This is a genomic window from Streptomyces sp. 4N509B (assembly GCF_052245655.1).
GTDB lineage: Bacteria > Actinomycetota > Actinomycetes > Streptomycetales > Streptomycetaceae > Streptomyces.
On record NZ_JBQQBZ010000004.1, the window covers coordinates 191,565 to 215,364 of the forward strand.

The 23,800-nt window shown below is 73.9% G+C and carries 21 protein-coding genes; 11 read left to right on the plus strand and 10 right to left on the minus strand.

The window, feature by feature from the left end:
• Positions 1-55: 55 nt before the first annotated feature.
• Genes ACTWP5_RS06870 through ACTWP5_RS06880 form a run of 3 tightly spaced genes read right to left on the minus strand, consistent with a single transcriptional unit; the run spans position 56 to position 3,208 of the window.
• Positions 56-886, minus strand: coding sequence for a carbohydrate ABC transporter permease (locus tag ACTWP5_RS06870; RefSeq protein ID WP_443219842.1), 831 nt, complete (start codon positions 884-886; stop codon positions 56-58).
• Positions 883-1,863 carry a carbohydrate ABC transporter permease gene (locus tag ACTWP5_RS06875; RefSeq protein WP_443219843.1) on the minus strand — a complete coding sequence of 327 codons (981 nt, stop codon included), beginning with the start codon at positions 1,861-1,863 and terminating at the stop codon, positions 883-885. The genes ACTWP5_RS06870 and ACTWP5_RS06875 overlap by 4 nt, the downstream gene beginning before the upstream one ends.
• A gap of 7 nt (positions 1,864-1,870) precedes the next feature.
• Positions 1,871-3,208 (minus strand): ABC transporter substrate-binding protein, encoded by a 1,338-nt coding sequence (locus ACTWP5_RS06880; protein WP_443219844.1) that lies wholly within the window; start codon positions 3,206-3,208, stop codon positions 1,871-1,873.
• Between the two features lie 558 nt (positions 3,209-3,766).
• Between ACTWP5_RS06880 and ACTWP5_RS06885 the strand changes: the two genes are divergently transcribed.
• Together ACTWP5_RS06885 and ACTWP5_RS06890 are read left to right on the plus strand one after the other, a co-directional pair.
• Entirely contained in the window at positions 3,767-4,603 is an 837-nt protein-coding gene (locus ACTWP5_RS06885) for an undecaprenyl-diphosphate phosphatase (RefSeq protein WP_443219845.1), read from the plus strand.
• A 163-nt stretch (positions 4,604-4,766) separates the two neighbouring features.
• The gene (locus tag ACTWP5_RS06890) at positions 4,767-5,789 is read left to right on the plus strand and encodes a 2-hydroxyacid dehydrogenase (RefSeq protein WP_443219846.1); all 1,023 of its coding nucleotides are present in this window, start codon (positions 4,767-4,769) and stop codon (positions 5,787-5,789) included.
• On the opposite strand, the gene rocD is transcribed toward ACTWP5_RS06890, so the two are convergent.
• From rocD to ACTWP5_RS06905, 3 genes are all read right to left on the minus strand, one after another.
• Positions 5,734-6,960 carry an ornithine--oxo-acid transaminase gene (rocD, locus tag ACTWP5_RS06895; protein ID WP_443219847.1) on the minus strand — a complete coding sequence of 409 codons (1,227 nt, stop codon included), beginning with the start codon at positions 6,958-6,960 and terminating at the stop codon, positions 5,734-5,736. The two genes, ACTWP5_RS06890 and rocD, sit on opposite strands and share 56 nt — an antisense overlap.
• Positions 6,957-7,769 carry a dimethylargininase gene (gene ddaH, locus ACTWP5_RS06900; protein ID WP_443219848.1) on the minus strand — a complete coding sequence of 271 codons (813 nt, stop codon included), beginning with the start codon at positions 7,767-7,769 and terminating at the stop codon, positions 6,957-6,959. Before ddaH ends, rocD begins: the two co-directional genes overlap by 4 nt.
• 85 nt (positions 7,770-7,854) lie before the next feature.
• Positions 7,855-8,442: an Lrp/AsnC family transcriptional regulator gene (locus ACTWP5_RS06905; RefSeq protein ID WP_443219849.1), complete on the minus strand. Its 588-nt coding sequence runs from the start codon at positions 8,440-8,442 to the stop codon at positions 7,855-7,857.
• A gap of 142 nt (positions 8,443-8,584) precedes the next feature.
• On the opposite strand from ACTWP5_RS06905, the gene ACTWP5_RS06910 reads away from it, so the two are divergent.
• Complete coding sequence (locus ACTWP5_RS06910) at positions 8,585-8,854, plus strand: dsRBD fold-containing protein (RefSeq protein WP_443219850.1); 270 nt, start codon at positions 8,585-8,587, stop codon at positions 8,852-8,854.
• Between the two features lie 108 nt (positions 8,855-8,962).
• Here ACTWP5_RS06910 and ACTWP5_RS06915 read toward each other — a convergent pair whose 3' ends face one another.
• Both ACTWP5_RS06915 and ACTWP5_RS06920 read right to left on the minus strand, forming a co-directional pair.
• Positions 8,963-9,610 carry a dihydrofolate reductase family protein gene (locus tag ACTWP5_RS06915; RefSeq protein ID WP_443219851.1) on the minus strand — a complete coding sequence of 216 codons (648 nt, stop codon included), beginning with the start codon at positions 9,608-9,610 and terminating at the stop codon, positions 8,963-8,965.
• 151 nt (positions 9,611-9,761) lie between these two features.
• On the minus strand, positions 9,762-10,715 hold the full coding sequence (locus ACTWP5_RS06920) for a phosphotransferase family protein (RefSeq protein ID WP_443219852.1): 954 nt from the start codon (positions 10,713-10,715) through the stop codon (positions 9,762-9,764).
• A gap of 630 nt (positions 10,716-11,345) precedes the next feature.
• On the opposite strand from ACTWP5_RS06920, the gene ACTWP5_RS06925 reads away from it, so the two are divergent.
• The 4 genes from ACTWP5_RS06925 to ACTWP5_RS06940 all read left to right on the plus strand — a co-directional run bounded on the left by ACTWP5_RS06925 (position 11,346) and on the right by ACTWP5_RS06940 (position 16,692).
• Positions 11,346-12,998, plus strand: coding sequence for an alkaline phosphatase D family protein (locus ACTWP5_RS06925; protein WP_443219853.1), 1,653 nt, complete (start codon positions 11,346-11,348; stop codon positions 12,996-12,998).
• A 72-nt stretch (positions 12,999-13,070) separates the two neighbouring features.
• Positions 13,071-14,480 carry a multidrug effflux MFS transporter gene (locus tag ACTWP5_RS06930; protein ID WP_443219854.1) on the plus strand — a complete coding sequence of 470 codons (1,410 nt, stop codon included), beginning with the start codon at positions 13,071-13,073 and terminating at the stop codon, positions 14,478-14,480.
• A gap of 72 nt (positions 14,481-14,552) precedes the next feature.
• On the plus strand, positions 14,553-15,581 hold the full coding sequence (locus tag ACTWP5_RS06935; RefSeq protein ID WP_443219855.1) for a small ribosomal subunit Rsm22 family protein: 1,029 nt from the start codon (positions 14,553-14,555) through the stop codon (positions 15,579-15,581).
• Between the two features lie 313 nt (positions 15,582-15,894).
• Positions 15,895-16,692 (plus strand): bifunctional DNA primase/polymerase, encoded by a 798-nt coding sequence (locus ACTWP5_RS06940; protein ID WP_443219856.1) that lies wholly within the window; start codon positions 15,895-15,897, stop codon positions 16,690-16,692.
• Positions 16,693-16,807: 115 nt separating this feature from the next.
• Here the strand turns inward: ACTWP5_RS06940 and ACTWP5_RS06945 are convergent, their stop codons facing one another.
• Positions 16,808-17,797 (minus strand): hypothetical protein, encoded by a 990-nt coding sequence (locus ACTWP5_RS06945; protein WP_443219857.1) that lies wholly within the window; start codon positions 17,795-17,797, stop codon positions 16,808-16,810.
• A 124-nt stretch (positions 17,798-17,921) separates the two neighbouring features.
• Between ACTWP5_RS06945 and ACTWP5_RS06950 the strand changes: the two genes are divergently transcribed.
• Positions 17,922-18,668: a CDP-alcohol phosphatidyltransferase family protein gene (locus ACTWP5_RS06950; RefSeq protein WP_443219858.1), complete on the plus strand. Its 747-nt coding sequence runs from the start codon at positions 17,922-17,924 to the stop codon at positions 18,666-18,668.
• Here the strand turns inward: ACTWP5_RS06950 and ACTWP5_RS06955 are convergent.
• Positions 18,587-19,054: an adenylyltransferase/cytidyltransferase family protein gene (locus ACTWP5_RS06955; RefSeq protein WP_443219859.1), complete on the minus strand. Its 468-nt coding sequence runs from the start codon at positions 19,052-19,054 to the stop codon at positions 18,587-18,589. The genes ACTWP5_RS06950 and ACTWP5_RS06955 overlap by 82 nt on opposite strands.
• 217 nt (positions 19,055-19,271) lie before the next feature.
• Here ACTWP5_RS06955 and ACTWP5_RS06960 point away from each other — a divergent pair, with 217 nt between their 5' ends.
• The 3 genes from ACTWP5_RS06960 to ACTWP5_RS06970 all read left to right on the plus strand — a co-directional run bounded on the left by ACTWP5_RS06960 (position 19,272) and on the right by ACTWP5_RS06970 (position 23,800).
• Positions 19,272-20,546, plus strand: coding sequence for a glycosyltransferase family 4 protein (locus ACTWP5_RS06960; RefSeq protein WP_443219953.1), 1,275 nt, complete (start codon positions 19,272-19,274; stop codon positions 20,544-20,546).
• Positions 20,543-22,402, plus strand: coding sequence for a lipopolysaccharide biosynthesis protein (locus ACTWP5_RS06965; RefSeq protein WP_443219860.1), 1,860 nt, complete (start codon positions 20,543-20,545; stop codon positions 22,400-22,402). Before ACTWP5_RS06960 ends, ACTWP5_RS06965 begins: the two co-directional genes overlap by 4 nt.
• 111 nt (positions 22,403-22,513) lie before the next feature.
• Positions 22,514-23,800: a hypothetical protein gene (locus ACTWP5_RS06970; protein ID WP_443219861.1), complete on the plus strand. Its 1,287-nt coding sequence runs from the start codon at positions 22,514-22,516 to the stop codon at positions 23,798-23,800.

Consider the following 23,800-nt stretch of genomic DNA (forward strand, 5'->3'; position numbering starts at 1 on the left):
GAGCGAACGTGTGGAGCGTTGCGGCGCGGGGGTGCGCTGGAACGGAGTCGGCGAGTCAGCCCTTGAGGGCGCCCGAGGTCATGCCGGCGACGATCTGCCGGTTGAAGAACAGGAACATCACCAGCGGCGGGATCGTGATGAGCAGGATGTCCATGAACAGGAGGTTGTAGTGGGTCTCGTACTGGCTCTGGAAGTTGAACAGCGTCAGCTGCACCGTCGCGTTCGTCTCGCCCGGCAGGAAGTACAGCGGGTTGACGAAGTCGTTGAAGACGCCGACCGACTGCACGACGATCACCGTCACCGTGACGGGCCGCAGCAGCGGGAAGATCACCCGGAAGAACAGCCGCACCGGCCCCGCGCCGTCGATCACCGCCGACTCGTCGAGCTCGCGTGGCACGGACGCGATGAACGCCCGGAACAGCAGCACGCAGAAGGACATGTGGAAGGCGACCTCGACGAGGATCAGCCCGAAGAGGGTCTTGAACAGTCCGATGTTCTGGAGCACCCAGATCGTGGGGACCACGGCCGGCGGCACGATCAGCCCGGCCAGGACCAGGAAGCTGACGGGCCCCGTCAGCCTGCTACGGCGGCGCTGGAGCACGAACGCCGCCATCGCGGCGAGGACGACCATGAGGGTGACGCTGCCGACGGTCAGCACCGCGCTGTTGATGAACGCGATGATCAGGATGTAGTCGCGGGCCTCGACGACGGCCCGGAAGTTCTCCACGATCCGCCAGTCGCTCGGCATGGAGAACTCCAGCAGCGCGGCCTCCTGCTGCCCCTTGAACGCGGTCAGCACGATGAACGCGAACGGCACCAGGAAGACCACGGCGAAGACGAGCGCGGTGATCCCGCTGATCCAGTAGTTGGGGCGTCGGGTCCTCACCGCTCGGCCTCCTTCCGGTTGAGGAACCAGAAGAGCGGGACGACGATCACCGACACGAGGAGGAAGAGGACGACGTTGCCCGCCGTGGACAGGCCGTAGAAGCCGGCCTGGTACTGCTTGTAGATGACGGAGGCGACCACGTCGGAGGTGAAGCCGGGCCCGCCGCCGGTCATCGCCCAGATGAGGTCGAACGTCCGCAGCCCGCCGATCAGCGACAGGATCAGCACCGTGACGGTGGCCGGCCGCACCAGCGGCAGCGTGATGTGCCAGAAGCGGGCGACGGGCCCCGCGCCGTCGACCTCCGCCGCCTCGTAGTACTCGCGCGGGATGGAGACCACGCCGGCGATGAAGATGACCGTGGCCAGGCCGACGCCCTTCCAGACGTCCACCAGCGCCACCGACAGCAGCGCGAAGTCCGGGTCGGTCAGCCAGGCCGGCCCGTCGACGCCGACGAGGCCGAGCCCTTCGTTGATCATCCCCTCGCTGGGGTGCATCAGCACCGTGAAGGTGATCCCGACGCCGATCGTGCTGACCAGCACGGGGAAGAAGACGACGGAGCGCAGGAAGCCGCGCCCCACGATCGGTGCGGTCAGCAGCACCGCGAGCAGCAGGCCGAAGACCACCTTCAGGCCGCAGGTGACGACGGCGTAGACCAGGGTGTTCGTCAGGCCCTTGACCAGGGCCGGCTCGCTGAAGAACTGGCGGAAGTTGTCCAGGCCGATGAACTCGTGGTCGAAGAGCGTCCAGCGGGTGAAGCTGAAGTAGAACGACGCGAAGGTCGGCACCACGAACAGCGTCGTGTAGACCGCCGCGGCCGGCAGGTAGAACCAGTACGGGTAGGAGCTGCGCCGTCGGGCGCGGGCGCCCGCCCCCTCGCCGCCCCGCCGGCGGCGCGCCCACGGCGGGCGCGTGCCGGACGTGCCGGGCGTGCCGGGTTCCTTCCCCACCCGGGGGGTGGTCGGTGTCGTCGCCGCCATGGCCGGCCTACCAGCCTTCGAGGTCGAGCTGCTGGGCCTGCTTCTCCACGTCCTCGTCGTAGAGCTCCGCGCCGGAGAGGGCGGAGCGGATGCCGGAGCCCACCTCGACGGTGATCTGCTCCAGCGCCGGGCCCTTGACGGGGGAGAGGAACTCCAGCGCGGGGGTGACGGCGCCGTCGTCGAAGTACGCCTGGGTGTCCCTGACCGCCTGCGGCGCGTCGGCGGGCAGCTCGCAGCTCTCGACCGGATACGGCCCGGAGGGCGTCTGCACCGCGCCGATGGACTCGCAGCCGGCCGGGCTCGCGATGAAGGCGAGGAAGCGCTGCGCCGCCTCCAGCTTTTCGCCCTCGGTGGTGGTCGGGATGTACACACCGCCCGGGGTCCACGCCGTCAGCCCGTTCGTGGCGGCGTCGTCGCCGGGGAGCGCGAAGAAGCCCACGGTCTCCTCGGCCTCGGGAACGGCCTCGATCGTCGGGGTGATCGCGTTGGTCAGCATCGGGTAGTGGGCGCCCTCGCCCTCGCCGAGCAGGCGCAGCCCGTCCTCGTAGGTGGCCGAGCCGAAGCCCTCGTTCAGATAGCCGGCGTCGTGGACGTCCTGGAGGTGCTGGAAGCCCTGGAGCGCCGCCGTCGAGGTGGCGTACTTCGCCTCGTTGGCGGTGTAGCGCTCGGCGAAGTCGGGCTCGGCGGCGGCCACGTTGTGGAAGTCGGCCAGCACGAAGAGCTGGGAGGTCCACGTCTCCTGGTAGGTCTGGATGACCGGGGCGATCCCGGCCTCCCTGATGGCCTCGTTGTTCGCCATGAACTGGTCCCACGTCCTCGGCACCTCGAGCCCGAGGTCGGCGTAGACGTCACGGTTGTAGAGCACGCCGCCGCCCATGTTGGAGCCGAAGGGCGCGCCGTACACCTCCTCACCGACGGAGACCGTGGGGGTGAACAGGTCGTCGAGGCCGTCGACCCAGTCCTGGTCGGTCATCGGCACGAGGTTCCGCTCCGGGTCGATCGCCTGGAAGAGGGACCCGGTGTTGTACTGGAAGACGTCGGCCATCTCGCCCGTGGCCAGGCGCGTCTTGACCACGTTGTCGCCCTCGGCGCCTCCGGGGCGCGCCTCGACGTTCACCTGGACGTCCGGGTTCGCCGCGTTGAAGTCCCGCGCCAGCCGTTCACCGACAGGGAGGCTGTCCGGGCCGTTCGGGACCAGGAACGTGAGCGTCAGCTTGTCGTCGTCCCCGCTCGATCCGAGGTCGCCCGCGCTGCACGCGGGCAGTAGCAGCGCGAGGGAGGCCGCGCCGAGCGCGGCGAGCGCCCGGGGGCGGCGCGTCGTCGTACGAGGGGTGTCGAACCTCATCACATCGAACCTCTCTGGAACGTGGACAGCGTTGGCCGATCCGAGTTGGCGATGGGAAGGGACCCGGGAGGGCCCGCGTCGTGCGCGGCGAGCGCGCCGCGGAGGGCCGCCGGAGCTGTGCCGGCGGCCGGGTGGACAGGCGGGGAGGGGGCAGCAGAGGCAGGGGGAGCAGCAGGGGCGGCAGGGTCAGAAGGGGCGGCAGAGGCAGCAGGGATGGCAGAGGCAGCAGGGATGGCAGGGACCGCAGAGGTCGGCGGGGAGGAGGTCGGCCGGGGCGGACAGGAGTCGGGGCACGGGGCGGCCAGGGGGGCCGCCGCTGGCGATCGGCCTCCGGGCGGGGCGGGCGCGGGGTGGCCCTGGTACGTGCCCGGCGACGTCCGGTCGAGGGGAGGCGGGGGTAATTGAATCGTTCAAGTTGCGTGTGAAACGAGACACAGGTTCATCCGGACGCCGCGCCCCGTCAAGTGACCCGTTTGTAACGAAGAGATAAACCGCAGGTGGCCCGGGGGGTCAATACCATGGACGGAACCCCTCCGCGTGTTCGCTACGCTCTCAGGGGTGAACATCCTCGAAGCAGTCCTCCTCGGCGCCGTGGAGGGATTCACCGAGTTCCTCCCGGTCTCCAGCACCGGCCACCTCACCGTTCTGGAACGGCTGCTCGGGTACTCCACCGACGACCCCGACATCACGGCGTTCACGGCGATCATCCAGGTCGGCGCCGTCCTGGCGACCGTCATCTACCTCCGCTCCGACTTCCGCAGGCTGATCACCGCCTGGGTGCGCGGCGTCTTCCGCGCCGAGGAGCGCAAGAACGCCGACTACCGCCTGGCCTGGGCCGTCATCATCGGCTGCGTGCCGATCGGCATCGTCGGCCTGCTGTTCAAGGACAGCATCGAGACCACGCTGCGCAGCCTGTGGTTCGTCGGCGGCGCGCTGATCGTCTGGAGCGGCGCGATGTGGTTCGCCGACCGCACCGGCAAGCAACACCGCGGCGAGAAGGACCTCACCTGGCGGGACACGCTGATCATCGGCACCGTGCAGTGCCTGGCGCTGATCCCCGGCGTCTCCCGCTCCGGCGCCACCATGACCGCCGGCCTCATGCGCGGGCTGGACCGGGTCACCGTCACCCGCCTGTCGTTCCTGCTGTCCGTGCCGGCCCTCGGCGCGGCCGGCGCGCTCCAGCTGGTCACCGAGTTCGACGCCATAACGAACGGCGTCGGCTGGCCGGCCACCATCGTCGCGACGCTGGTCAGCTTCGTCGTGGCGTACGTGGCCGTGGCCTGGCTGCTGAAGTTCGTCGCCAAGCACAACTACTCGGTCTTCATCCGCTACCGCGTCGTGCTCGGCGTCGTCATCCTCGGGCTGCTCGGCTTCGGCGTCGTCTCCGCGACCTGACGCCGCCGGCCGCCCGACGCGCCCGCACCCGCTCCCCGCACCCGCGCCGCCCCCAGGTCGGCCCCCCACCCGCTCCGCGCACCGGCTCCGTTCGGCCGGTGACGCCGCCCGCCCGCGCGCGTCACCCCGGGCGGGCCGCGGGCGCGTGATAGGACCGTGGCGCGTGGAGATCATCGCCTACGGAGTGCTGACCGACGAGCGGCCGCTGCTGGAGTTCGCCTTCGCGAAGGAGTTCGGCGACCGCCACACGCTGCGGTGCCTGGAGCTCTTCCTCACCCCCGACACGCTGCCGACGGCCGCCGGCCGCGAGGTCGTCCTCACCGGCGCCAACGACCAGCTCGACGCCGACGTGCTGCGCGCCCTCGCGGCGGGCGGCACCCGCCTGGTCGCGCAGCGCTCCACCGGCCACAACAACATCGACCTCGACGCGGCCCGCGCCGCCGGCCTGACCGTCGCCCGCGTCTCCCACTACTCCCCGCACTCGGTGGCCGAGTTCGCCTGGGCCCTGGCGCTGGCCGTGAACCGTGGCGTGGTGCGGGCGGCGAACCGCAGCCGCGAGTTCGACTTCCGCCTCGACGGGCTCCTCGGCCGTGACCTGCACGGCTGCGTCGCCGGGATTTTCGGCACGGGCAAGATCGGCGCCGCGTTCGCCCACATCGCCCACGGCTTCGGCATGCGCCTGCTCGGCTGCGACGTCCAGGAGAACCCCGCCTGCCGGGACCTCGGCATGACCTACGTCGACGCCGACCGCCTCTTCGCCGAGTCCGACCTGGTCAGCCTGCACGCCCCCCTGCTGCCCGCCACCCACCACGTGGTCGACGGCGCGGCACTCGCCCTCATGAGGGACGACGCGATCCTGGTCAACACCAGCCGCGGCGGGCTCGTGGACACCGACGCGCTGGTCGCGACGCTGCGCGCGGGGCGCCTCGCCGGCGTCGGCCTCGACGTCTACGAGGAGGAGGCCGGGCTGTTCTCCTTCGACCGGTCGCAGGAGGTCATGACCGACGACACGCTCGCCCGCCTGACGACGTTCCACAACGTCGTCGTCACCTCCCACCAGGCGTACTTCACGCGGCAGGCCGTCGGTGCCGTCGGGCTCGCCGCGCGAGCCGTCGAGCCGTCGAGTCGTCTCAGGCGAGCACGCGCTCCAGCGTGGCCAGGGCCGACTCCAGCTCCTCCCGGGTGATGGTCAGCGGCGGGGCCAGGCGGATCGTGGAGCCGTGCGTGTCCTTCACCAGGAGCCCCTCGGCGATCAGCCGCTCGCTGATCTCCCGCCCCGTGCCGATCGTCGGGTCGACGTCCACCCCGGCCCACAGGCCACGGCTGCGGAAGCCGGTGACGCCCCGGCCGACGAGCGAGGCGAGCCCGTCCCGCAGCACCTTGCCCAGCCGGGCGGCGCGCCGCTGGTACTCGCCGGTGCGCAGCAGCTCCACCACCGCGGAGCCGACGGCGGCGGCCAACGGGTTGCCGCCGAAGGTCGAGCCGTGCTCGCCCGGCCGCAGCACTCCGAGCACCTCGCGGCTCGCGACCACGGCGGAGACCGGCACGATGCCGCCGCCCAGGGCCTTGCCGAGCAGCACCATGTCGGGCCGGACCCCCTCGTGGTCCACCGCGAGCGTGGTGCCGGTGCGGCCGAGGCCCGACTGGATCTCGTCGGCGACGAGCAGCGCGCCGCGCCGCCGGGTCAGCTCGCGGACGCCCGCGAGGTACCCGTCGTCGGGGATGACGACGCCCGCCTCGCCCTGGATGGGCTCGATCAGCACGGCGGCCGTGGTCTCGTCCACGGCGGCGGCCAGCGCCGGCAGGTCGTTGTAGGGGACGAGACGGAAACCGGGCGCGTACGGGCCGAAGCCCTCCCGGGCCACCGGATCGGAGGAGAAGCCGACGATGGTGGTGGTGCGGCCGTGGAAGTTCCCCTCGGCCGCCACGATCGTCGCCTGGTCCGGCGCCACGCCCCTGACCTCGTAGGCCCACTTCCGGGCGACCTTGATCGCGCTCTCCACGGCCTCCGCGCCGGTGTTCATCGGCAGCGTCATCTCCTGGCCGGTGAGCGCGGCGAGATCCTCCGCGAAGCCGGCGAGGCGGTCGTTGCGGAAGGCGCGGGAGGTGAGGGTGAGCCGGTCCAGCTGGCGGTGGGCGGCCTCGATCAGCGCGGGATGGCGGTGGCCGAAGTTCAGCGCGGAGTACCCGGCGAGCATGTCGAGGTACCGCCGCCCCGACACGTCGGTGAGCCACACACCCTCGGCGTGGGCGATGACCACCGGCAGCGGGTGGTAGTTGTGCGCGAGGACGGACTCCTCGACGGCGATCAGCTCCTCGGCGCTCCGCGCCGGGCGGGGGGAGGTGGGTGCGCTCATGACCGGATCTCCAGGGTGCAGCACTTGATGCCCCCGCCGGACTTCCGCAGCTCGGAGGTCTCCACGGGGACCGGGACGAAGCCCCGGCGGGACAGCTGGTCGACCAGCCCGGTGGCGCCGGGGTCGACGAAGACGTGGCGGCCGTCGGACACCGCGTTCAGGCCGAAGGACAGGGCGTCCTCGCGGGTGGCGAGGATCGCGTCGGGGAACAGCCGCCGCAGCACCTCGCGGCTGCCGGGGGAGAACGCCCCCGGGTAGTAGGCGACGTTCTCCTCGTCCAGGGCGAAGAGCGCCGTGTCGAGGTGGTAGAGGTACGGATCGGTCAGCCGCAGGCTGACGACCGGCACGCCGAAGAACTCCTGGACCTCGTGGTGGGCGTCCGGCGTGGTGCGGAAGCCGGAGCCGGCCAGCACCATCCCGCCGACCGGCACGAGGTCGCCCTCGCCCTCGACGACGGTGGTGGGGTCCTGCGGCAGGTGGACGTCGAAGCCGGCCGCCTTGAACCACGTCTGGTAGGCGTCGGACTCGGGGCGGCGCTGGGGGGCGCGGAAGCGGGAGCCGAAGACCTTCCCGTCCAGGACCAGGGCCGCGTTGGCGGCGAAGACCATGTCCGGCAGACCGGGGACCGGGTCGACGGTCTCCACGGTGTGACCGTGATCGCGGTAGGCGCGCACGAGCGCCTCCCACTGGCGGCACGCCCGCTCCGTGTCCACCGGCTCGGGGTCATCCGGCCGCATCCACGGGTTGATGGCGTACCGCACCTCGAAGAACCTGGGTTCACAGACCAGGTAACGGCGCAGAGGGGGCATACCAGCAACGATAGGAAGAGCCGCCAGAAGACGACAACAGATGGACAGTGCGCGACTGCGCAGCGTTGTTGCGTCGTGGGCCGCCTCAGCGGTGATCCGTTGCGTCCGCCGTTCCGGGGCCGGACCCAGGGGTTACCGGCGGGTCGGAAACGGCGTGTGGGCCGGGCACGGCGTGCGAGTCGGACGCGGCGGGAGCGCCGTGGTGCGCGCCGGCCTCGGGGCTGCCGGCGATCAGGTGCGTGAGCACCACGTGGCTGACCGTCCGCTGGATGAACGGCCACGCCCGCACCCGCTCCAGCACGTCCTCGAAGTGGGCGATGTCCCTGGCCCTGATGTGGAGCAGCGCGTCGGGCCCGCCGGTGACGGTCATCGCCGCCGTGATCTCCGGGTGGTCGCGCACCACCTCCGCCAGCCGCCGTGGCGGGGCGGCGCTGTCGCAGTACACCTCGACGTACGCCTCCGTGCGCCAGCCGAGCGCGGAGGGCAGCACCGTCGTGGTGAAGCCCGTGATGACGCCCGCCTCGCGCATCCGGTCGACACGCCGCTTGACGGCCGGGGCGGAGAGGCCGATCGCGGCGCCGATCTCCGCGTAGCTGCGCCGGGCGTTCGCCACCAGGGCGGCGAGGATCCGTCGGTCCAGCTCGTCCATCGGCGGGGGCGGGTGGTGACTCATGGCGTGATCATGCCCGAGATCGCCCCCGTCGCCACCGCTGCGGGTGCGACGGCGGGCGATCAGCGAGAGGATGAAGGGGACGAAGGGTGCAAGGCGACGAGGGGCGCGCCGGGGCATCCGGGCGCCCCGCAGGAGGTGCCCCATGCCGAACGAGACCTGGCACGTGAAGATCGCGATCGACGACAACGACCGCCTGAGCAGGGCGGAGGTCAGAATGGAGGGCAAGCCCGACGCCGTGATGGTGGCCGAGGGCACGGCTCGCGCCAATCCCGACGACGAGAACGTCCCCGGCATCGGGCACGAGCTCGCGGTGGCGCGCGCCCTCTCCGAGCTCTCCCACCAACTGGTGCATGAGACGATCAGGGACATCGAGTCCCACACGCACGAACGGGTGACGCGCCTGCGCGTCTGACGCGGCGCGCCGTGGGCCCGAGGTCGGCGGGGCGGGGGCGAGCGCGCCGTGTGCCCGCCCCTGGCCCCCGCCTCTCCCGGGTCGCCGCGTCACTTCCGCCAGAACAGGTCACTTCCGCCAGAACAGGTGGTGGGTCACACCGCTCGGGCTCGGCACGACCTCCAGGTGGAACCGGTCGCGCAACTCGTCGGGGGACTCCCACAGGCGCAGCCCTGACCCGAGCTTCACGGGCGAGACCGCCACGTGCAGGGTGTCGACGAGGTCGGCGTCGAGGAACTGCCGGATGGTGCGCACTCCGCCGCCCAGCCGCACGTCCTTGCCCTGCGCCGCCTCCCGGGCCTGCGCGAGGACGGCGGCGGGGTCGCCCCCGACGAAGTGGAACGTCGTGTCGGAGAGCGTGAACGAGGGGCGCGGGTGGTGGGTCATGACGAACACCGGGGTGTGGAACGGGGGCTCCTCGCCCCACCAGCCGCGCCACTCGTGGTCCTGCCACGGCCCGCGCTGGGGCCCGAACTTGTTGCGGCCCATGATCTCGGCCCCGATGTTGCACGCGAAGTCGCGCGTGAAGTAGTCGTCGAGACCGCGGCTGCCCCCGGGGTCGGTGCGGCCCGGCCAGCTCGCCGTGGCGCCGGCCCAGGCGAACAGCCTCTCGGGGTGCTCCACGTCCCCGAACGGCCTCTCCAGGCTCTGGCCCTCGGCGGCGCCGACTCCGTCACTGGAGACGTTGAAGTTCTGGACCCTCAGCAGCTGAGCCATGTGTTCCTCCTGGTGTCAGTGGTCATCACTGGTACGACCCGTCCCACCGCGAGAACTCATCGCCGCTCCCACAACGTCACAAGGCAGCCGTGAAACGTCACGTGGCGTGATCGTGCGGGCTTGCCCCTCCGGCCGCGCCCGGCAGGGCTACTCAGCCCTCCGTCAGCCCGGCCGCGAAGGGCGTCGTGCGCCAGTGCTCGACGGCGGGCTTCAGCGCGTCCACCAGCAGCGGAAGCCGGGGGGCGAGCGCGAGGCAGGCGACCGCGCGGAGCATGCCGACGGCGTTGACGAGACGCAGCACGCGTGCGTCCAACGGCCGCAGGCCCAGGCGCCGCGCGGCGTCGTCGTACGCGGCCTCGCACGCGGGGCCGAGGGAGGCCAGGTCCCACTCGACGGGGCCGAGCGTGACCAGCTCGAAGTCGGAGTAGAGCGGACCACCCGGCGTGGCGACGATGTTGACCGCCGGAGCGTCCCCGTGGACCGGCTGGAGCTCCAGCCCGGGGAACGCCGCGTCGAAGCCCGCGCGCGAGCTGACCAGCGGCTCCAGCACCTCCCACTCCCGCCGCGCGCGGTCGAGGTCCGCCGGCTCCAGGAGGTCGGGCCGCGCGTCGAGCACGGCCAGCCCGTCGGTGACGAAGCGCGGCTCCGCCGCCGAGAGGAACGGCAGCTCGCCCGGGTAGTCACGGAGCGCGGCGTGCAGCTCGGCGACGAGGCCGGCGTTGCGCACGTAGTCGGGCTCGGCTCCGGCGTCCTGCTCGACGAACTGCCAGAACGTCATCGAGAAACCGGAGCGCCGCACGGGCTCCGGTGGCACGAGCGGACTCGGCGGCACGACGGGCACGCCCCGCTCCGCGAGCCACCCGACGACGTCGAGCTCCACCCGCTGCCGCGCGGCCTGCGTGTCGGCGTCGGCGTAGGACGGCAACACGACGGGCACCCGGACCACGACGGGGGAGGGCGCCAGGTGCACGACGACGGAGAACACGTCGTGGAGCACCGCCGCGTCGGTCACCGTGAGCCCGAGCCCCCGCCCGGCGGCGACGGCCGCGTCCACGGCCCGGGAGGTTCGGTCACCGAGCTGGTCGGGTGTCATGAATCCGTGCATGCCGACGATCGTGTCATGCCCCTCGGAACGGGCGGCGGCGGGCTCCACGCCCACCCGTTGCCGCCCGGGACCCTCGTCGCGGCGCGCGTCAGGGAGCCGCTGGTGCTCACCCCCTGTGCAGACCGGCCCACTGCGCCAGGGTCGTGAGCTCCGGCTTCGCGCGGCGGTGAAGGGACACGAGCACCCTCGGCACCTCGCGCGCCATCGGGTGCAGGCGCGCCGTCGGGGGCGCCTCGTCGCGCGCCCGGAGGAGGGCGAGGTGCGCGGCGTCCCGGTCGCCGGCCGCGAGGTGGGCGCGGGCCGCGTCGATGTGCAGGTGTCCGATCCGCGTCGGCGCGCAGGCCCGACAGGGCGGTGTCGACGAGGTGTTCGGCCGTCGCGACGGCCTTCTTCGGCCGGTCGAGCTCGATGTGGGCGGGGTGGGCGGACGCGCCGTCGGCCGAGCTCAGGGGCGTGCCGGCCGGGTCGGTGAGCACGGCCGGTGGGCCGGCGTTCAGCGGCGTGTCGCCCGGCGGCGGGGTGTGCGCTGGGTGCACGACACCTTCCGGAGCGCAAGCTTTCATCGCTCCGCCATATCGGTGACGCGTACGCGACAGAGCGCGGACGGTCACGCCCGCTGCACTCGGACGTATGACGCAGGCATCGTCCCCCACAGACGAACTCCGGGCCGCCGCCCGCTCCCTGGACCGTCGTCGGTTTCTGACCGTCACCAGCGCCGCCGCCGCGATCGCGCTCACGACCCACCTCCCCGCGCCCGACGCCAACGCCGCCGCCGCTCCCCGTCGGCCGCGGCACCCGGCCGCCACGATCCCGAGCGACCCCTTCACCCTCGGCGTCGCGTCGGGCGACCCGCTGCCCGACTCCGTCGTGCTGTGGACGCGCCTGGCCCCCGAGCCCTACGCGGTCGACGGCGGCATGGCCGACGAGCCCGTCGCCGTCACCTGGGAGCTCTCCCTCGACCCGGCCTTCTCCACCCTCGTGGCGAGCGGCGAGGTCGTGGCCTACCCCGAGTTCCACCACGCGGTCCACGTCGAGCCCGAGGGCCTCGCCCCCCGGACCGACCACCACTACCGCTTCCGCGTCGGCGACTGGACCAGCCCCACCGGCCGCACCCGCACCGCCCCGGAGCCGGACGAGACGCCCGAGCGGCTGCGCTTCGCCCTCGTCTCCTGCCAGCGCTACGACCAGGGCTACTACACCGCCTACCGGCACCTCGCCGCCGAGGAGGACCTCGACGCCGTCATCCACGCCGGCGACTACCTCTACGAGTACGCCGTGGGCGCCGCCGCCGGCGCCCGCGCCTACACCGAACCCCTCCCGGACGTCTTCGACCGCGAGACCGTCACGCTGGAGGACTACCGCCTGCGGTACGCCCTCTACCACAGCGACCCGGACCTGAAGGCGGCGCACGCCGCGCACCCGTTCATCGTCACCTGGGACGACCACGAGGTCGACAACAACTACGCCGCCGCCGTCTCCCAGGACGCCGACGTCACGGCCGAGGAGTTCCTCGTCCGCCGCGCCGCCGCGTACCGCGCGTACTACGAGAACATGCCGCTGCGCACCCCCCAACTCCCCGAGGGCCCGGACCTCACGCTCTACCGGCGCCTGAACTACGGCCGCCTCGCCCAGCTCGACATCCTCGACACCCGCCAGTACCGCGACGACCAGGCGAACGGCGACGGCTGGGACGTGCCGGGCCCCGAGGTCACCGACCCCGCGCGCACCCTGCTCGGCGCCGCCCAGGAACGCTGGCTCGCCGACGGCCTCGCCGCCTCCGACGCGGTGTGGAACCTGCTCGCCCAGCAGGTCGTCGTCTCCCGCCGCAGCAACCCCGAGCAGGGCGAGGGCACCGTCTCGATGGACGCCTGGGACGGCTACCCCGCCGCCCGGCAGCGGCTGCTGGAGGCCGTCAGCGCCGCCGGCGTCGCCAACCTCGTGGTCCTCACCGGCGACGTCCACGTGCACTTCGCCCTCGACATCAGGGAGGACTTCGACGACCCCGCCTCCCGCACCCTCGGCGTGGAACTCGTCACCACCTCCGTCTCCAGCGGCGGCGACGGCGCCGAGCGTCCCGACAACTGGCGGGCCGTCACCGACGCCAACCCCCACATGCGCCTCTACGACGGCCGCCGCGGCTACCTGCTGGTCACCCTCGACGAGGAGCGGCTGCGCGCCGACTTCCGCGTCGTCTCCCACGTCACCACCGAGGGCGGCACGGTCTCCACGGCCGCGTCGTTCGTCTCCCTCGCCGGCGACCCCGGCCTCGTCGCGGCCCCGTAACCCGCCGGCCACCGGGCCGGCGAGAAGACATGGGATGATTGGGTGGATCGCAGCGAGCTCACGGAGAGGTGCATGTCCCAGCCCGGCCCGTCAGGCCAACCCACCGTCCCCCCACCCACCGCCAGTCCCACCGCCCCACCCCGCCGGCCCTCCGAAGCCGCCTCCCGGACCCCGGACCCCGGCCCGCAGCCGAGCCACAGGCAGCGGGCCGGACTCGTGCTCACCCTCCTCCTCGGCTCCCTCACCGCGATCACCCCGATCTCGATCGACCTCTACCTCCCCGCCCTCCCCGAGATCGGCGACTCCCTCCACACCGGCGCCGCCACCATCCAGCTCACCCTCACGGCCTGCATGCTCGGACTCGGCCTCGGCCAGCTCGTCGTCGGCCCCATGAGCGACCAGCTCGGCCGCCGCCGCCCCCTGCTCGTCGGCATGGCCTGCTACGTCGTGGCCTCCGTCGCCTGCGCCCTGGCCCCCACCGCCGAGACGCTGATCGTCTTCCGCCTCCTCCAGGGCCTGGCGGGCGCGGCGGGCGTCGTCATCGCGCGCGCCGTCGTCCGCGACCTCTTCGACGGCCTCGCCATGGCCCGCTTCTTCTCCACCCTGCTGCTGATCTCGGGCATCGCCCCGATCCTGGCGCCCGTCTTCGGCGCGCAGTTGATGCGCGTCACCGACTGGCGCGGCCTGTTCGTCGCGCTCGCCGTCGCGGGCGTCGTCCTCCTCGCGGTCACCGCCCGGTGGCTGCCGGAGACCCTTCCGCCCCGGCACCGCGACGGCGGCGGCGTCCCCACCGCGCTGCGCACCATGGGCCGGCTCTTCGGCGACCGCGTCTTCACGGGCCACCTACTGGCCGGCAGCCTCACCTTCGCCGCGCTCTTCGCCTACGTCGCGGCCTCCCCGTTCGTCGTCCAGGAAATTCACGACGCCTCGCCGCAGACCTTCAGCCTGTTGTTCATGACCAACGCCATCGGGCTCATCGTCATGGGCCAGGTCAACGGCCGGATCCTCGTCGGCCGGGTCTCCCTCAACCGCATCATGGCCGCGGGCCTGCTGCTGACGGCGCTCGCCGCCGCGGCGCTGCTGGTGATGACCTCCGGGCTCGTCGGGGACGTCGGGCTGCTGCCCGTGGCCACCGGGCTGTTCCTGCTGATGGTCGCCATGCCGCTGGTGCTGCCCAACGCCAACACCCAGGGCCTGCTGCGCACGCCGCACGCCGCCGGCTCGGCCTCGGCGCTGCTCGGCTCCTCGCAGTTCTTCGTCGGCGCCGTGGCCTCGCCCCTGGTCGGCGTCGCCGGGGAGGACACCGCCGTCCCCATGGCCGTCGTCCAGCTCACCGTGATCCTGCTGGCCGCCGCCAGCTTCCTCGCGCTGTGCCGCCCCTGGCGGCCGGCGCCGCCACGGCCGGCGGACTGGACGCCGCCGGCCGACACCGTGGTCCGTCGCGGCCCGGCCACCCACGGCGGCGCTGCGTCCGACGCGTAGCCCGCAGCCCGGCAGCCGGCGCCGCCACGGCCGGCGGCGCCGGACCGCGCGCCGCGCTTCTACACTGGCGCGGTGACGACCACCACCGCCGACCAGCTCAGGGCCGGCCTCGACGCGCTGCTCGACGGGCTGCCGCCCCGGCAGACCTCGGCGGCGGTGGAGCGACTCATCGCCGGATACCGCGGCGGCGGCCCCGGCGGCGCGCCCGTGCTGCGCGACCGCGCCGACGCCGTCGCCTACGCCGCGTACCGGATGCCCGCCACCCACGCGGCGGTCACGGCGGCCCTGACCGGCCTCGCCGAGCGCCGGCCCGGGTGGTCGCCCGCCGAGCACCTCGACATCGGCGGCGGCACCGGCGCGGCGGCGTGGGCGGCGGCCGGGGTGTGGCCGCCGCGCCGGACGGTGCTGCTGGACCGGGCGCGGCCCGCGCTCCAGCTCGGCCGCGAGCTCGCCGAGCACGCCACCGCCCCGGCGCTGCGCGCGGCGGAGTGGCGCCACGAGACGCTCGGCGCCGGCCGCGAGCTGCCGCCCGCCGACCTCGTCACCGCCTGCTACGTGCTCGGCGAGCTGCCCGAGGCCGCGCGCGACGCCGTGGTGGCGGCGGCCGTGAGGGCCACCCGCCCCGGCGGCGCGCTCGTCCTCGTCGAACCCGGCACCCCCGAGGGATACCGGCGCGTCCGCGCGGCCCGCGACCGGCTCACCGCCGCCGGGCTGCGCGTCCTCGCGCCCTGCCCGCACGCCCTGGCCTGCCCCGTCGAGGCCGGCACCGACTGGTGCCACTTCGCGGCCCGCGTGGGACGCTCCTCGTTCCACCGCCGCGTGAAGGGCGGCACGCTCGGCCACGAGGACGAGAAGTTCTCCTACGTCGCCGTCGTCCGCGCGCCCGACGACGACGCGCCCGGCGACGGGGACGGGCCGCCGACGCCCCCGGCGGCCCGCGTCGTGCGGCACCCGCAGATCCGCAAGGGGCAGGTGCTCCTCGACCTGTGCACGCCCACCGGCGAGCTGCGCCGCGAGACGGTCACCAAGCGACGGGGCGCGGGCTACCGCGCCGCCCGTGACACCGCCTGGGGCGACAGCTGGCCACCGGCCGCGCCCTGAGCCGGGCCGCGCCCCGGCGTGCGGAGGCGGCGCGCCCGCCCCACCAGGACCGTTCGCGAGGCAGCGGTGACGGAGGGCCTGCCGAGTGCCCCGACGAGTTCTGTGTGCTCCCCTGTGCTTCTGTGTGCCGGTGTGCTCCGATTACCCATCCGGGACGCGCACGGTGCAGGATGGGCCGAATCGCCGAAACGCCCGGCCACGTGGAGTATCACGCTGATATCACGCGGATTACACGCGGAGATCACTCGCGGAATATTTCGCCACGGGCGGCGCGCTTCGGGGAGCGGGACGGAAGTGAGGCGGTAGTCGGCAGATGAAACGCGAGAGCAGGATCACCCGCTGGTTGCGGGGGGGCGCCCGAGACGCACGAGCCATCCGAGCCATCAGGAGCGCACGCGGCTCCCGGAGCGCCCGCGCCGCGACGGCCGCCCGCGCCGCCGAGGCACGCGGCCGCGAGGACCTGGTGCTCGCCGCCGCCCGCGCGGGCTTCCCCCTGGCGCCCGCCGCCCACCCCCAGGGGTACGGCTGCTCCTGTGAGCGGATCGGCTGCCCCAACCCGGCCCGCCACCCCGTCTCCCTGGCCTGGCAGACCCAGGCCACCACCGACCGCGAGCAGGTCCTGCGCTGGCTGCGCCGCGACCCGCAGGCGAACTTCGTCACCGCCACCGGCCGCGCCCACGACGTGCTGGACGTCCCGCTCGCCGCCGGGTACGCGGCGCTGAAGCGGCTGGCCACCGAGGGCGTCGAGCCCGGCCCCGTGGCCGTCGCCGACCCCGACCGGATGCTCTTCTTCACCACCACGCGCGGCACGCCGGACGACGAGGACGAGTGGTGGCCCTGCGAGCTGGACTGCCACCCGGAGACCATGGACGAGCATCCCGGTCTGCGCTGGCACTGCCGCGGGAGCTACGTGCTGCTGCCGCCCTCCCGGGTGCGTCCCGAAGCCCTCACCGCGGGGACCGTCCGCTGGCTGCGCGGCCCCGAGCACCCCCTCCCCGAGCCGCTGAGCCTGTTGTCCGCGCTCACCGACGCCTGCGCGACCGCCGCCGCGGACGTCGCCCTCGACGAGTACCACCGCCACCACGCCGCCGGCCGGCCCGCCCACTACTAGGCCGGCGCCACCGGCGCCAGCCGGACTCCTCACGACGAGAGGCCTGGCCGGCGCGCTCGGTGCGCGCCGGCCGGGCCTCGTCTCGTCAGGTGTCGACGACGCGAAGCGCCGCGCCCTACTCGCCCTGCGCCGAGACCACGCCCCTGAGCCGGTTGGCGATCGTGATCTCGCCCTCGCCCTCGGGGACGATGGCCGTGCTCATCGCCACCCACTCGCGCGTCACCGAGGTCTCGGCCGTCCCCTCCATCAGCTCCTCCACCAGCGGGTCCACCGACGGCGTGAGGCCCTCCGCGACCGTCTGCTGGTCGAAGTGGCGGGTGGTGAACATCACCATCGCCCCGCCGTCCGCCAGGCGCACCGCGATCGGCGCCATGTGCGGCTCGGCCTCCGGGTCGGCCGCCTCGTCCTGGTAGAACATCTGGTACTCGGGGCTGCTGTTCTCCTCCACGCGCTGCTGGAGCAGGTCCGTCGTGAAGGTGCCCGCGGCGAAGGGGCCGTCCTCCTCCTGGAGGTACGTGGCGTAGGCGGTGCCGAGCTCCTGGGGCGCCATGGCGAGCCCCGGGTACTCCTCGCCGACGGGCAGGTCGTCCAGCGAGCCGTCGGCGTCCTCCGCGAACTCCGGCATCTGGCCGGTCGGCAGCACGGCGAGGTACGTGGCGAACCACTCCTCCTCGATGCTGGTGCGGGTGAAGGCCAGCAGCCACCGCGCGTCGTCGGCCCGGTTCGTCGCCGTGTCGGCCAGGAAGAACTTCGGCCACCCCGCCTGCTGGGGGATGTGGAAGCTCGTGTCGGAGAACTCCAGGGGCTCGAAGTCCGGGTTTCCGCCCGGGTTCAGCCCGTGCTGCGCCCGCAGCACCGCGTTGTCGATCGCGCCCATCGGGCCCCGCTCGATCCGCTCGTTGATCTCCGCGTCGTACTCGCGGTTGGCCTCGTTGCTGCGTTCGAGGTAGCGCTCCAGGGCCGCCTGCGCCTCCTCCTCGGTGGTGGCGGGCACGACGGCCTCCTCCCCGTGCACCGTGATGCAGCCCGCCAGCGACGCCACCAGGGCCAGGGCGCCGAACAGCCCCGCCACCCGCGTCCGCACCCGCATCCGCCGCACCCGCATCGTTGGGCCCTCCCCTTGGAGTCTTGCTGGAATCTCACACCATAAGCCTGGGAACCCTTGGCCCAGGCATCGTATCCGTGCGCGCGAGGCCGACCGGCCACGGGGACGTGGCATGATGCCGGCCATGGAGGGGAGACCCGGCTACCGGGAGGCGCTGGAGCGGCTGCGGTCGGCGCAGAAGTCGGCCAAGGGCGTCTCGCTCTACTCCCGTTACGTCAACCGCCCGCTCGGCCGCGTCCTCGCCGCCGCAGCCCACCGCGTGGGCCTCAGCCCGAACCACGTCACCGCCCTCAGCGGCGTGTGCAGCGGCGCCGCGCTCGCCGCCGTGGCCCTGGCGTCCCCCTCCTGGCCGCTGGCCCTCACGGTCTACGCCGGCCTCGTCCTCGGCTTCGCCCTCGACTCCGCCGACGGCCAGCTCGCCCGGCTGCGGGGCGCCGCGAACCCGGCGGGGGAGTGGCTCGACCACGTCGTGGACTGCGCGAAGATCACCGCGCTCCATGCCGTCGTCCTCGTCTCGTTCTTCCGCTTCCACGAGCTGCCGGGCGACGGCTGGCTGCTGGTGCCGCTCGGCTTCCAACTCGCCGCCGTCGTCATTTTCTTCGGCGGTCTCCTCACCGACAAGCTCACGCCGCGCCCCGCGCCCGGCGCCCGCGCCGCGCACGCCCCGGCGCCCTCCCGCCTGCGGGCCGTCGCGCTGCTGCCCGTGGACTACGGGGTGCTGTGCGCGGTCTTCCTGCTGCTCGGCGACGAACGCGCCTTCCGCCTCGGGTACACCGCGCTCGGCGCCGCCTACGTGCTCTTCTGCGTGGCGTTCCTCGTCAAGTGGTTCCGGGAGCTGTCGGCGAGCGCGTCGAGCGCGGCCCGCAGCTGAGTGCTGGAGGTGTGCACGGTGTACGGGAAGTACACCACCTCCACGCCGACGCCCGCGAAGTCCCGCTCCAGCCGGTCGCCCTTGGGCGTCCCGCGCCAGTCGTCGCCCTTGAACAGCACGTCGAACCTGACCTGCTCCCAGGTGGAGAGCTTGTCCGGCACCGTCTCCACGAACGCCGCGTCCACGAACCGGACGCTGCGCACGATCTGGAGCCGCTCCACCAGCGGGATGACCGGTGGACGGCCCTTGGCCAGCTCCGCCATCTCGTCCGAGACCACGCCCGCCACCAGATAGTCGCAGTGGCTCCTCGCGTGCCGCAGGATGTTCAGGTGCCCGACGTGGAACAGGTCGTAGACCCCGGGCGCGTACCCCACTCTGTGACCCACAGACTGACCCACCCTCAAACCCCCAACTCGCCCCCGCCGTACGGCTGAACGCCGGGAGTTCCCGGCGATGCTCCGAGGATAGGTCCTCCCCTGACGCTTCAGGAGCGGAAGTGGATAAGCTGCGTACTCACCGCCACCGGGGGAGGAGACCACCGTGACGAACCCAGTGAGCAGCCGCCCTGGCACCCCACCCCCCACCACCGGCCGACGGCTCCTCATGGTGTCCACGAACTTCGCCCCCGAACAGGCCGGCATCGGCCCCTACGCCACCCAGATCGCCGAGCACCTCGCGGCCACCCGTGACGCCGAGGTCCACGTTCTGGCCGGGCTGCCCCACTATCCCGCCTGGCGCCTGAGCCCGGCCTACCGCGGCGTGTGGCAGACCGTCGACACCCACCGCGGCGTCTTCGTCCACCGCCGCCGCCACTCCGTGCCGCCCCGCCAGACCGCCGTCCGCCGCGCCCTGTACGAGGCGTCGATCCTGGCCGGCGGCCTGCTCGCGCCGCCCCGCATCGGCCGCCCCGACGCGGTCCTCGCCCAGGTGCCGAGCCTGGCCGGCGGCGTGCTCGCCGCCCGCCTCGCCCGCCGCTACGGCGTGCCGTTCCTGCCCATCGTGCAGGACCTGATGGGCGCCGCCGCCGAACAGAGCGGCATACGCGGCGGAGGCAGGGCGGCCGGCGCCGCGGCGGCGGTGGAGCGCCGCGTGCTGGGCGCGGCCACCCTCGTCGGCGTCATCCACGACAGCTTCCGCGAGCGGGTCCGCGCCCTCGGCGTGCCGGAGGAGCGCATCCGCCTGGTCCCCAACTGGTCCCACATCACGGGCCCGACGACGCCTCCGGTCCACGTCCGCGCCCGCCTCGGCTGGCCCGAGGGGCGGACCGTGCTGCTGCACGCCGGGAACATGGGCCTCAAGCAGGGCCTGGAGGTGCTCGTCGAGACCGCCCGCCGCGCCCCCGACCTCCACGTGGTGCTCATGGGAGACGGCAGCCAGCGCCAGCGCCTGGCCGCCCTGGCCGAGGGGCTCGCCAACGTCGAGTTCCTCTCCCCCGTCTCCCGGGAGGACTTCCCCGACGTGCTCGCCGCCGCCGACGCCCTGGTCGTCACCCAGCGGGCCACCGTGCTCGACATGAGCGTGCCCTCCAAGCTCACCTCCTACTTCGCCGCCGGCCGGCCCGTCGTCGCCTCCGTCGCCGAGACCGGCGGCACCGCCGAGGAGATACGCCGCGCGCGGGCCGGCTGGGTGGTGCGGCCGGAGGATCCCGACGCGCTGGCCGCCGCCGCCCGCGAGATCGCCGAGGACCCGGCCGCCGCCGACGCCATAGGGGCGCGCGGCGCCGACTACGCACGCGACCACCTCTCCCGCGCCGCCGGCCTGGACCGCGTCACGGCCCTGCTGGAGGAGGCCCTGCTGCGCCACTCCCTGACACCGGGCCCGGCTACGGCGCACGGCGCCGCGCGGGCCACCGCGGGGAGAGGGCGGGTCGGCAGATGAGGGCGGACCACACCACGGGCGGCGCGGCCCGCGAGACGCCCACGGGCCACGTCGGGGGCGCCGTCGCGCACCACGCGCCGGGGCACGACGAACCCGACCTGCTACGCGACCAGTTCCGCCAGCTGCTGCGGTACCGGATGCTGATCGTCTGCGGCATCCTCCTGGGCCTGGGCGGCGGCGCCTACCTCGGCCTGACCGGCGACGACACCTACATCGCGACGAGCGAGGTCACCGTCCGCCAGCCCACCGCCGACCCGCTGGCGGTCGACGCGGCGCCGGTGGACCGGGTCGCCATGGGCTCCGAGCGCCGCACCGCGGCCAGCGACACCGTCGCGGAACGCGCCGCCGGACTCCTCGGCATGCCCGCGTCCTCGGCCCGCCCCCTCGCACGCGACCTGTCCGTCACCAACCCGCCCAACACCGAGGTGCTGCGCTTCTCCTACACGGCGGGCGACCCCGCCACGGCCGCCGCCCGCGCCAACGCCTTCACCGAGGCGTACCTGGCCAACCGCCAGGCCCAGGCCGACGAGAGCGTCTCCCACTCCGTCACCTCCCTGGAGGGCCAGCGCGAGCCGCTGCTGGAGCGCCGCGAGGAGCTCCGCGCCGAGCTCGACACCCTCTTCGAGGGCACCGCCGCCTACGAGACCGCCCTGGCCGACCTGTCGACCGTCGCCGGGGAGATCTCCGAGATCAACGGCACCATCGCCGGCCTGCGGGCCCTGGACACCACCGGCGGCCGGATCATCACGGAGGCCACCCCGCCCGGAAGCCCCGCCGGCCCCGGGCTGCCGCTGCTGCTGGCCCTCGGCTACGTCGTCGGACTCGCCCTCGGCCTGCTCGGCGCCTGGGTGCGGCTGGTCTTCGACCCCACCGTCCGCTCCGCGGGCGACGTCACGCGCGCGCTGCGGGCGCCCGTCCTCGGGGTGCTGCCCCGCACCGGGCGCGGCCACCCCGACCAGCTGCTCGCCGAGGGCCGGCTGGCGGAGGAGTACCGCTCCGTCGCCTTCCGCCTGGCCTACGACGAGACGTTCGCGCAGCGCCGTAGGCTGCTGGTGGTGGCCCCGCGCGGCAGCATCGAGACGCCGCTGGCCGCCTCGGTCAACCTCACCGCCGCGTTCGCCGAGATGGGCATGGACGCCCTCCTCGTCGAGGCCGACCTGCGCACCCCGACCCTCATCGAGCAGCTGCGTCACGCCGACGGCGTCCGCCCCGGGTGGGCCGTCGGCCGGGGAGCGTCCGGCGAGGGAGGCGGGGGCGGCTGGCCCGCCGGGATGCGGGTGCCGATCGACGCGGGGGAGTCGGGCTTCTTCGACCTGGTGCCAGGACGCCGGGTGCGGAACGTGCCGCGCGCCCTCACCTCGCCCGCCGCCACCCAGCTCGTCGGCCACGCCGACGCCCGGGGCGCCGTGGTGGTGGTGCTCGCCCCCGCCGTGCTGTCCTACGCCGACGCCATCGCGCTCGTCGACCGCGTGGACGGCGTCGTCGTGGTCTGCGACCCGAGCGAGGTCCGCCGCGACGACCTGGCGCGGGTGCGGGAGCTGGTCGTCGGCGCCGGCGGGCTCCTGCTGGGCGCCGTGCTGCACCCCTGGGGCGCGGGCGACAGCGGTGACGAGCGCGCCGCGGCCTCGACCGCCGCCGTCGAGGAGCCGCCGCGCGGGCCCGTGCCGCCGCGCGGGCGCCGCCCCTCGGCCGAGGCGGCCGAGCCCGCCCAGCCGTCCAGGCAGTCCAAGCAGCAGAGGCAGTCCAAGCCGCCCCGGCAGACGCGGCAGGCCGACTCCAGGGGAGACACCGCGGAGACCATGGGCCTGCGCATTCTCGATCCGTCAGAGCTCGACGACCGTTCCCAGGGCCAGTGAGGGGAGTTGATGGGCAGACCCTGGCCGAACCGGCCACACCAGCACGACCGAGCGGATCGAGCACGGACGGGTGGCTCACGCACCGACGAGGCGGCGACAGCCGACGACGCGGTGGGGGCCGACGACGCGCCGCCGGGTGGCACGGGCAACGGCGTGGGCGGCGCCGTCCTGGCCTCCGCCGCCGACCAGGGCGTCGCGGCGCTCACGAACATCGCCGTCGTCATCGTCGCCGCCCGCCAGGCCACCGCGGCCGACTTCGCCGACTTCGCCATCGCGTACACGATCTTCGCGCTGCTGCTCGGCGCGTTCACCGCCTACGTCGGTCAGGCCCTCGTGCTGCGGCGCGGCGGGCCGGCCGCGCTGGGGCGCGACTGCCGCGCCTCGGTGACCTTCACCCTGCTGGCCTCCCTGCCGCTGGGCGCCGCCCTGGCTCTGACCACGCCCCTCGCGCCGGAGTACGGGGCGCTCGGCGCGGTGCTGCCCGTCCTGCTGACGCAGGACGCGATGCGGTACGCCTTCGCCGTGCTGGGCCGGCCCCGGCTGGCGCTCGCCGTCGACGTGCTGCGGCTGGCGCTGGCGGTCGGGGTGCTCGCGGTGCAGCCGGCCGGTGCCGGCCCGGAGCGGCTGGTCCTGGCATGGGGCCTGTCGGCGCTGCCCGCCCTGGTGTTCGGCGCCGTGCTGCTGGCCGCCGTCACGCGCGGCGCGGGCCGCCCCACCGCCGAGCGGCTGCGGGCGTTGCTGGAGCGACGGCACCTCGGGCGGCGCTTCGTCGTGGAGTTCGGGGTCGGCAACGCCGCCTCACAGCTCGCCATCGTCGGCCTCGGCCTGATCGCCAACCCCCTGGCCGTCGGCGCCCTGCGCGGCGCCACCACGCTCTTCGGCCCGCTGAACGTGCTGTTCAACGCGGCCACCGGATTCGGTCCGCCGCTGCTGAACCGCCTCACGGGGCTGGGCAGTCCCGGCCGCAAGGCCCGCTCCGCCGGCCTCGCGGGCGCCGCGCTCGCGGGGATCGCCGGCTGCTGGGCGCTGGCGCTGGCGCTGCTGCCCGACGCCGCGGGGCGGCAGCTGCTGGGCGACACCTGGGACGCGGCGGCCGAGCTGCTGCCCGCGACCGGCAGCCAGTACGCCGCCATGGCGCTGGGCACCTGCGGCCTGCTGGCCCTGCGGGTCCTGACGCCTCGGGCCACCCTCGGCGTGCAGCTGGTCTTCTCCCTGCTGTCGGTGGCCTGCCTGCTGGTCGGCTACGCGCTGGGGGGCGTCGTCGGCGCGGCCTGGGGCCTGGTGGCCGGCTCGGCGGCGAAGGCCGTGGCCAGCTGGGTCCGGGTCGCCTTCGAGGTGCGGGTCTCCTTCACCCTGCGGGACCGCCGCGCCGCCGGCCGCGAGGCCGGCGCCTCGTAG

What these genes read in the sequence shown, in the direction of transcription:
- ACTWP5_RS06875 (WP_443219843.1), bottom strand. Translation starts at nt 1,863, where the DNA reads ATGGCGGCGACGACACCGACCACCCCCCGGGTGGGGAAGGAACCCGGC.
- ACTWP5_RS06880 (WP_443219844.1), bottom strand. Translation starts at nt 3,208, where the DNA reads ATGAGGTTCGACACCCCTCGTACGACGACGCGCCGCCCCCGGGCGCTC.
- rocD (WP_443219847.1), bottom strand. Translation starts at nt 6,960, where the DNA reads ATGAGCGCACCCACCTCCCCCCGCCCGGCGCGGAGCGCCGAGGAGCTG.
- ddaH (WP_443219848.1), bottom strand. Translation starts at nt 7,769, where the DNA reads ATGCCCCCTCTGCGCCGTTACCTGGTCTGTGAACCCAGGTTCTTCGAG.
- ACTWP5_RS06905 (WP_443219849.1), bottom strand. Translation starts at nt 8,442, where the DNA reads ATGAGTCACCACCCGCCCCCGCCGATGGACGAGCTGGACCGACGGATC.
- ACTWP5_RS06910 (WP_443219850.1), top strand. Translation starts at nt 8,585, where the DNA reads ATGCCGAACGAGACCTGGCACGTGAAGATCGCGATCGACGACAACGAC.
- ACTWP5_RS06915 (WP_443219851.1), bottom strand. Translation starts at nt 9,610, where the DNA reads ATGGCTCAGCTGCTGAGGGTCCAGAACTTCAACGTCTCCAGTGACGGA.
- ACTWP5_RS06920 (WP_443219852.1), bottom strand. Translation starts at nt 10,715, where the DNA reads ATGCACGGATTCATGACACCCGACCAGCTCGGTGACCGAACCTCCCGG.
- ACTWP5_RS06925 (WP_443219853.1), top strand. Translation starts at nt 11,346, where the DNA reads ATGACGCAGGCATCGTCCCCCACAGACGAACTCCGGGCCGCCGCCCGC.
- ACTWP5_RS06930 (WP_443219854.1), top strand. Translation starts at nt 13,071, where the DNA reads ATGTCCCAGCCCGGCCCGTCAGGCCAACCCACCGTCCCCCCACCCACC.
- ACTWP5_RS06940 (WP_443219856.1), top strand. Translation starts at nt 15,895, where the DNA reads ATGAAACGCGAGAGCAGGATCACCCGCTGGTTGCGGGGGGGCGCCCGA.
- ACTWP5_RS06945 (WP_443219857.1), bottom strand. Translation starts at nt 17,797, where the DNA reads ATGCGGGTGCGGCGGATGCGGGTGCGGACGCGGGTGGCGGGGCTGTTC.
- ACTWP5_RS06950 (WP_443219858.1), top strand. Translation starts at nt 17,922, where the DNA reads ATGGAGGGGAGACCCGGCTACCGGGAGGCGCTGGAGCGGCTGCGGTCG.
- ACTWP5_RS06960 (WP_443219953.1), top strand. Translation starts at nt 19,272, where the DNA reads ATGGTGTCCACGAACTTCGCCCCCGAACAGGCCGGCATCGGCCCCTAC.
- ACTWP5_RS06965 (WP_443219860.1), top strand. Translation starts at nt 20,543, where the DNA reads ATGAGGGCGGACCACACCACGGGCGGCGCGGCCCGCGAGACGCCCACG.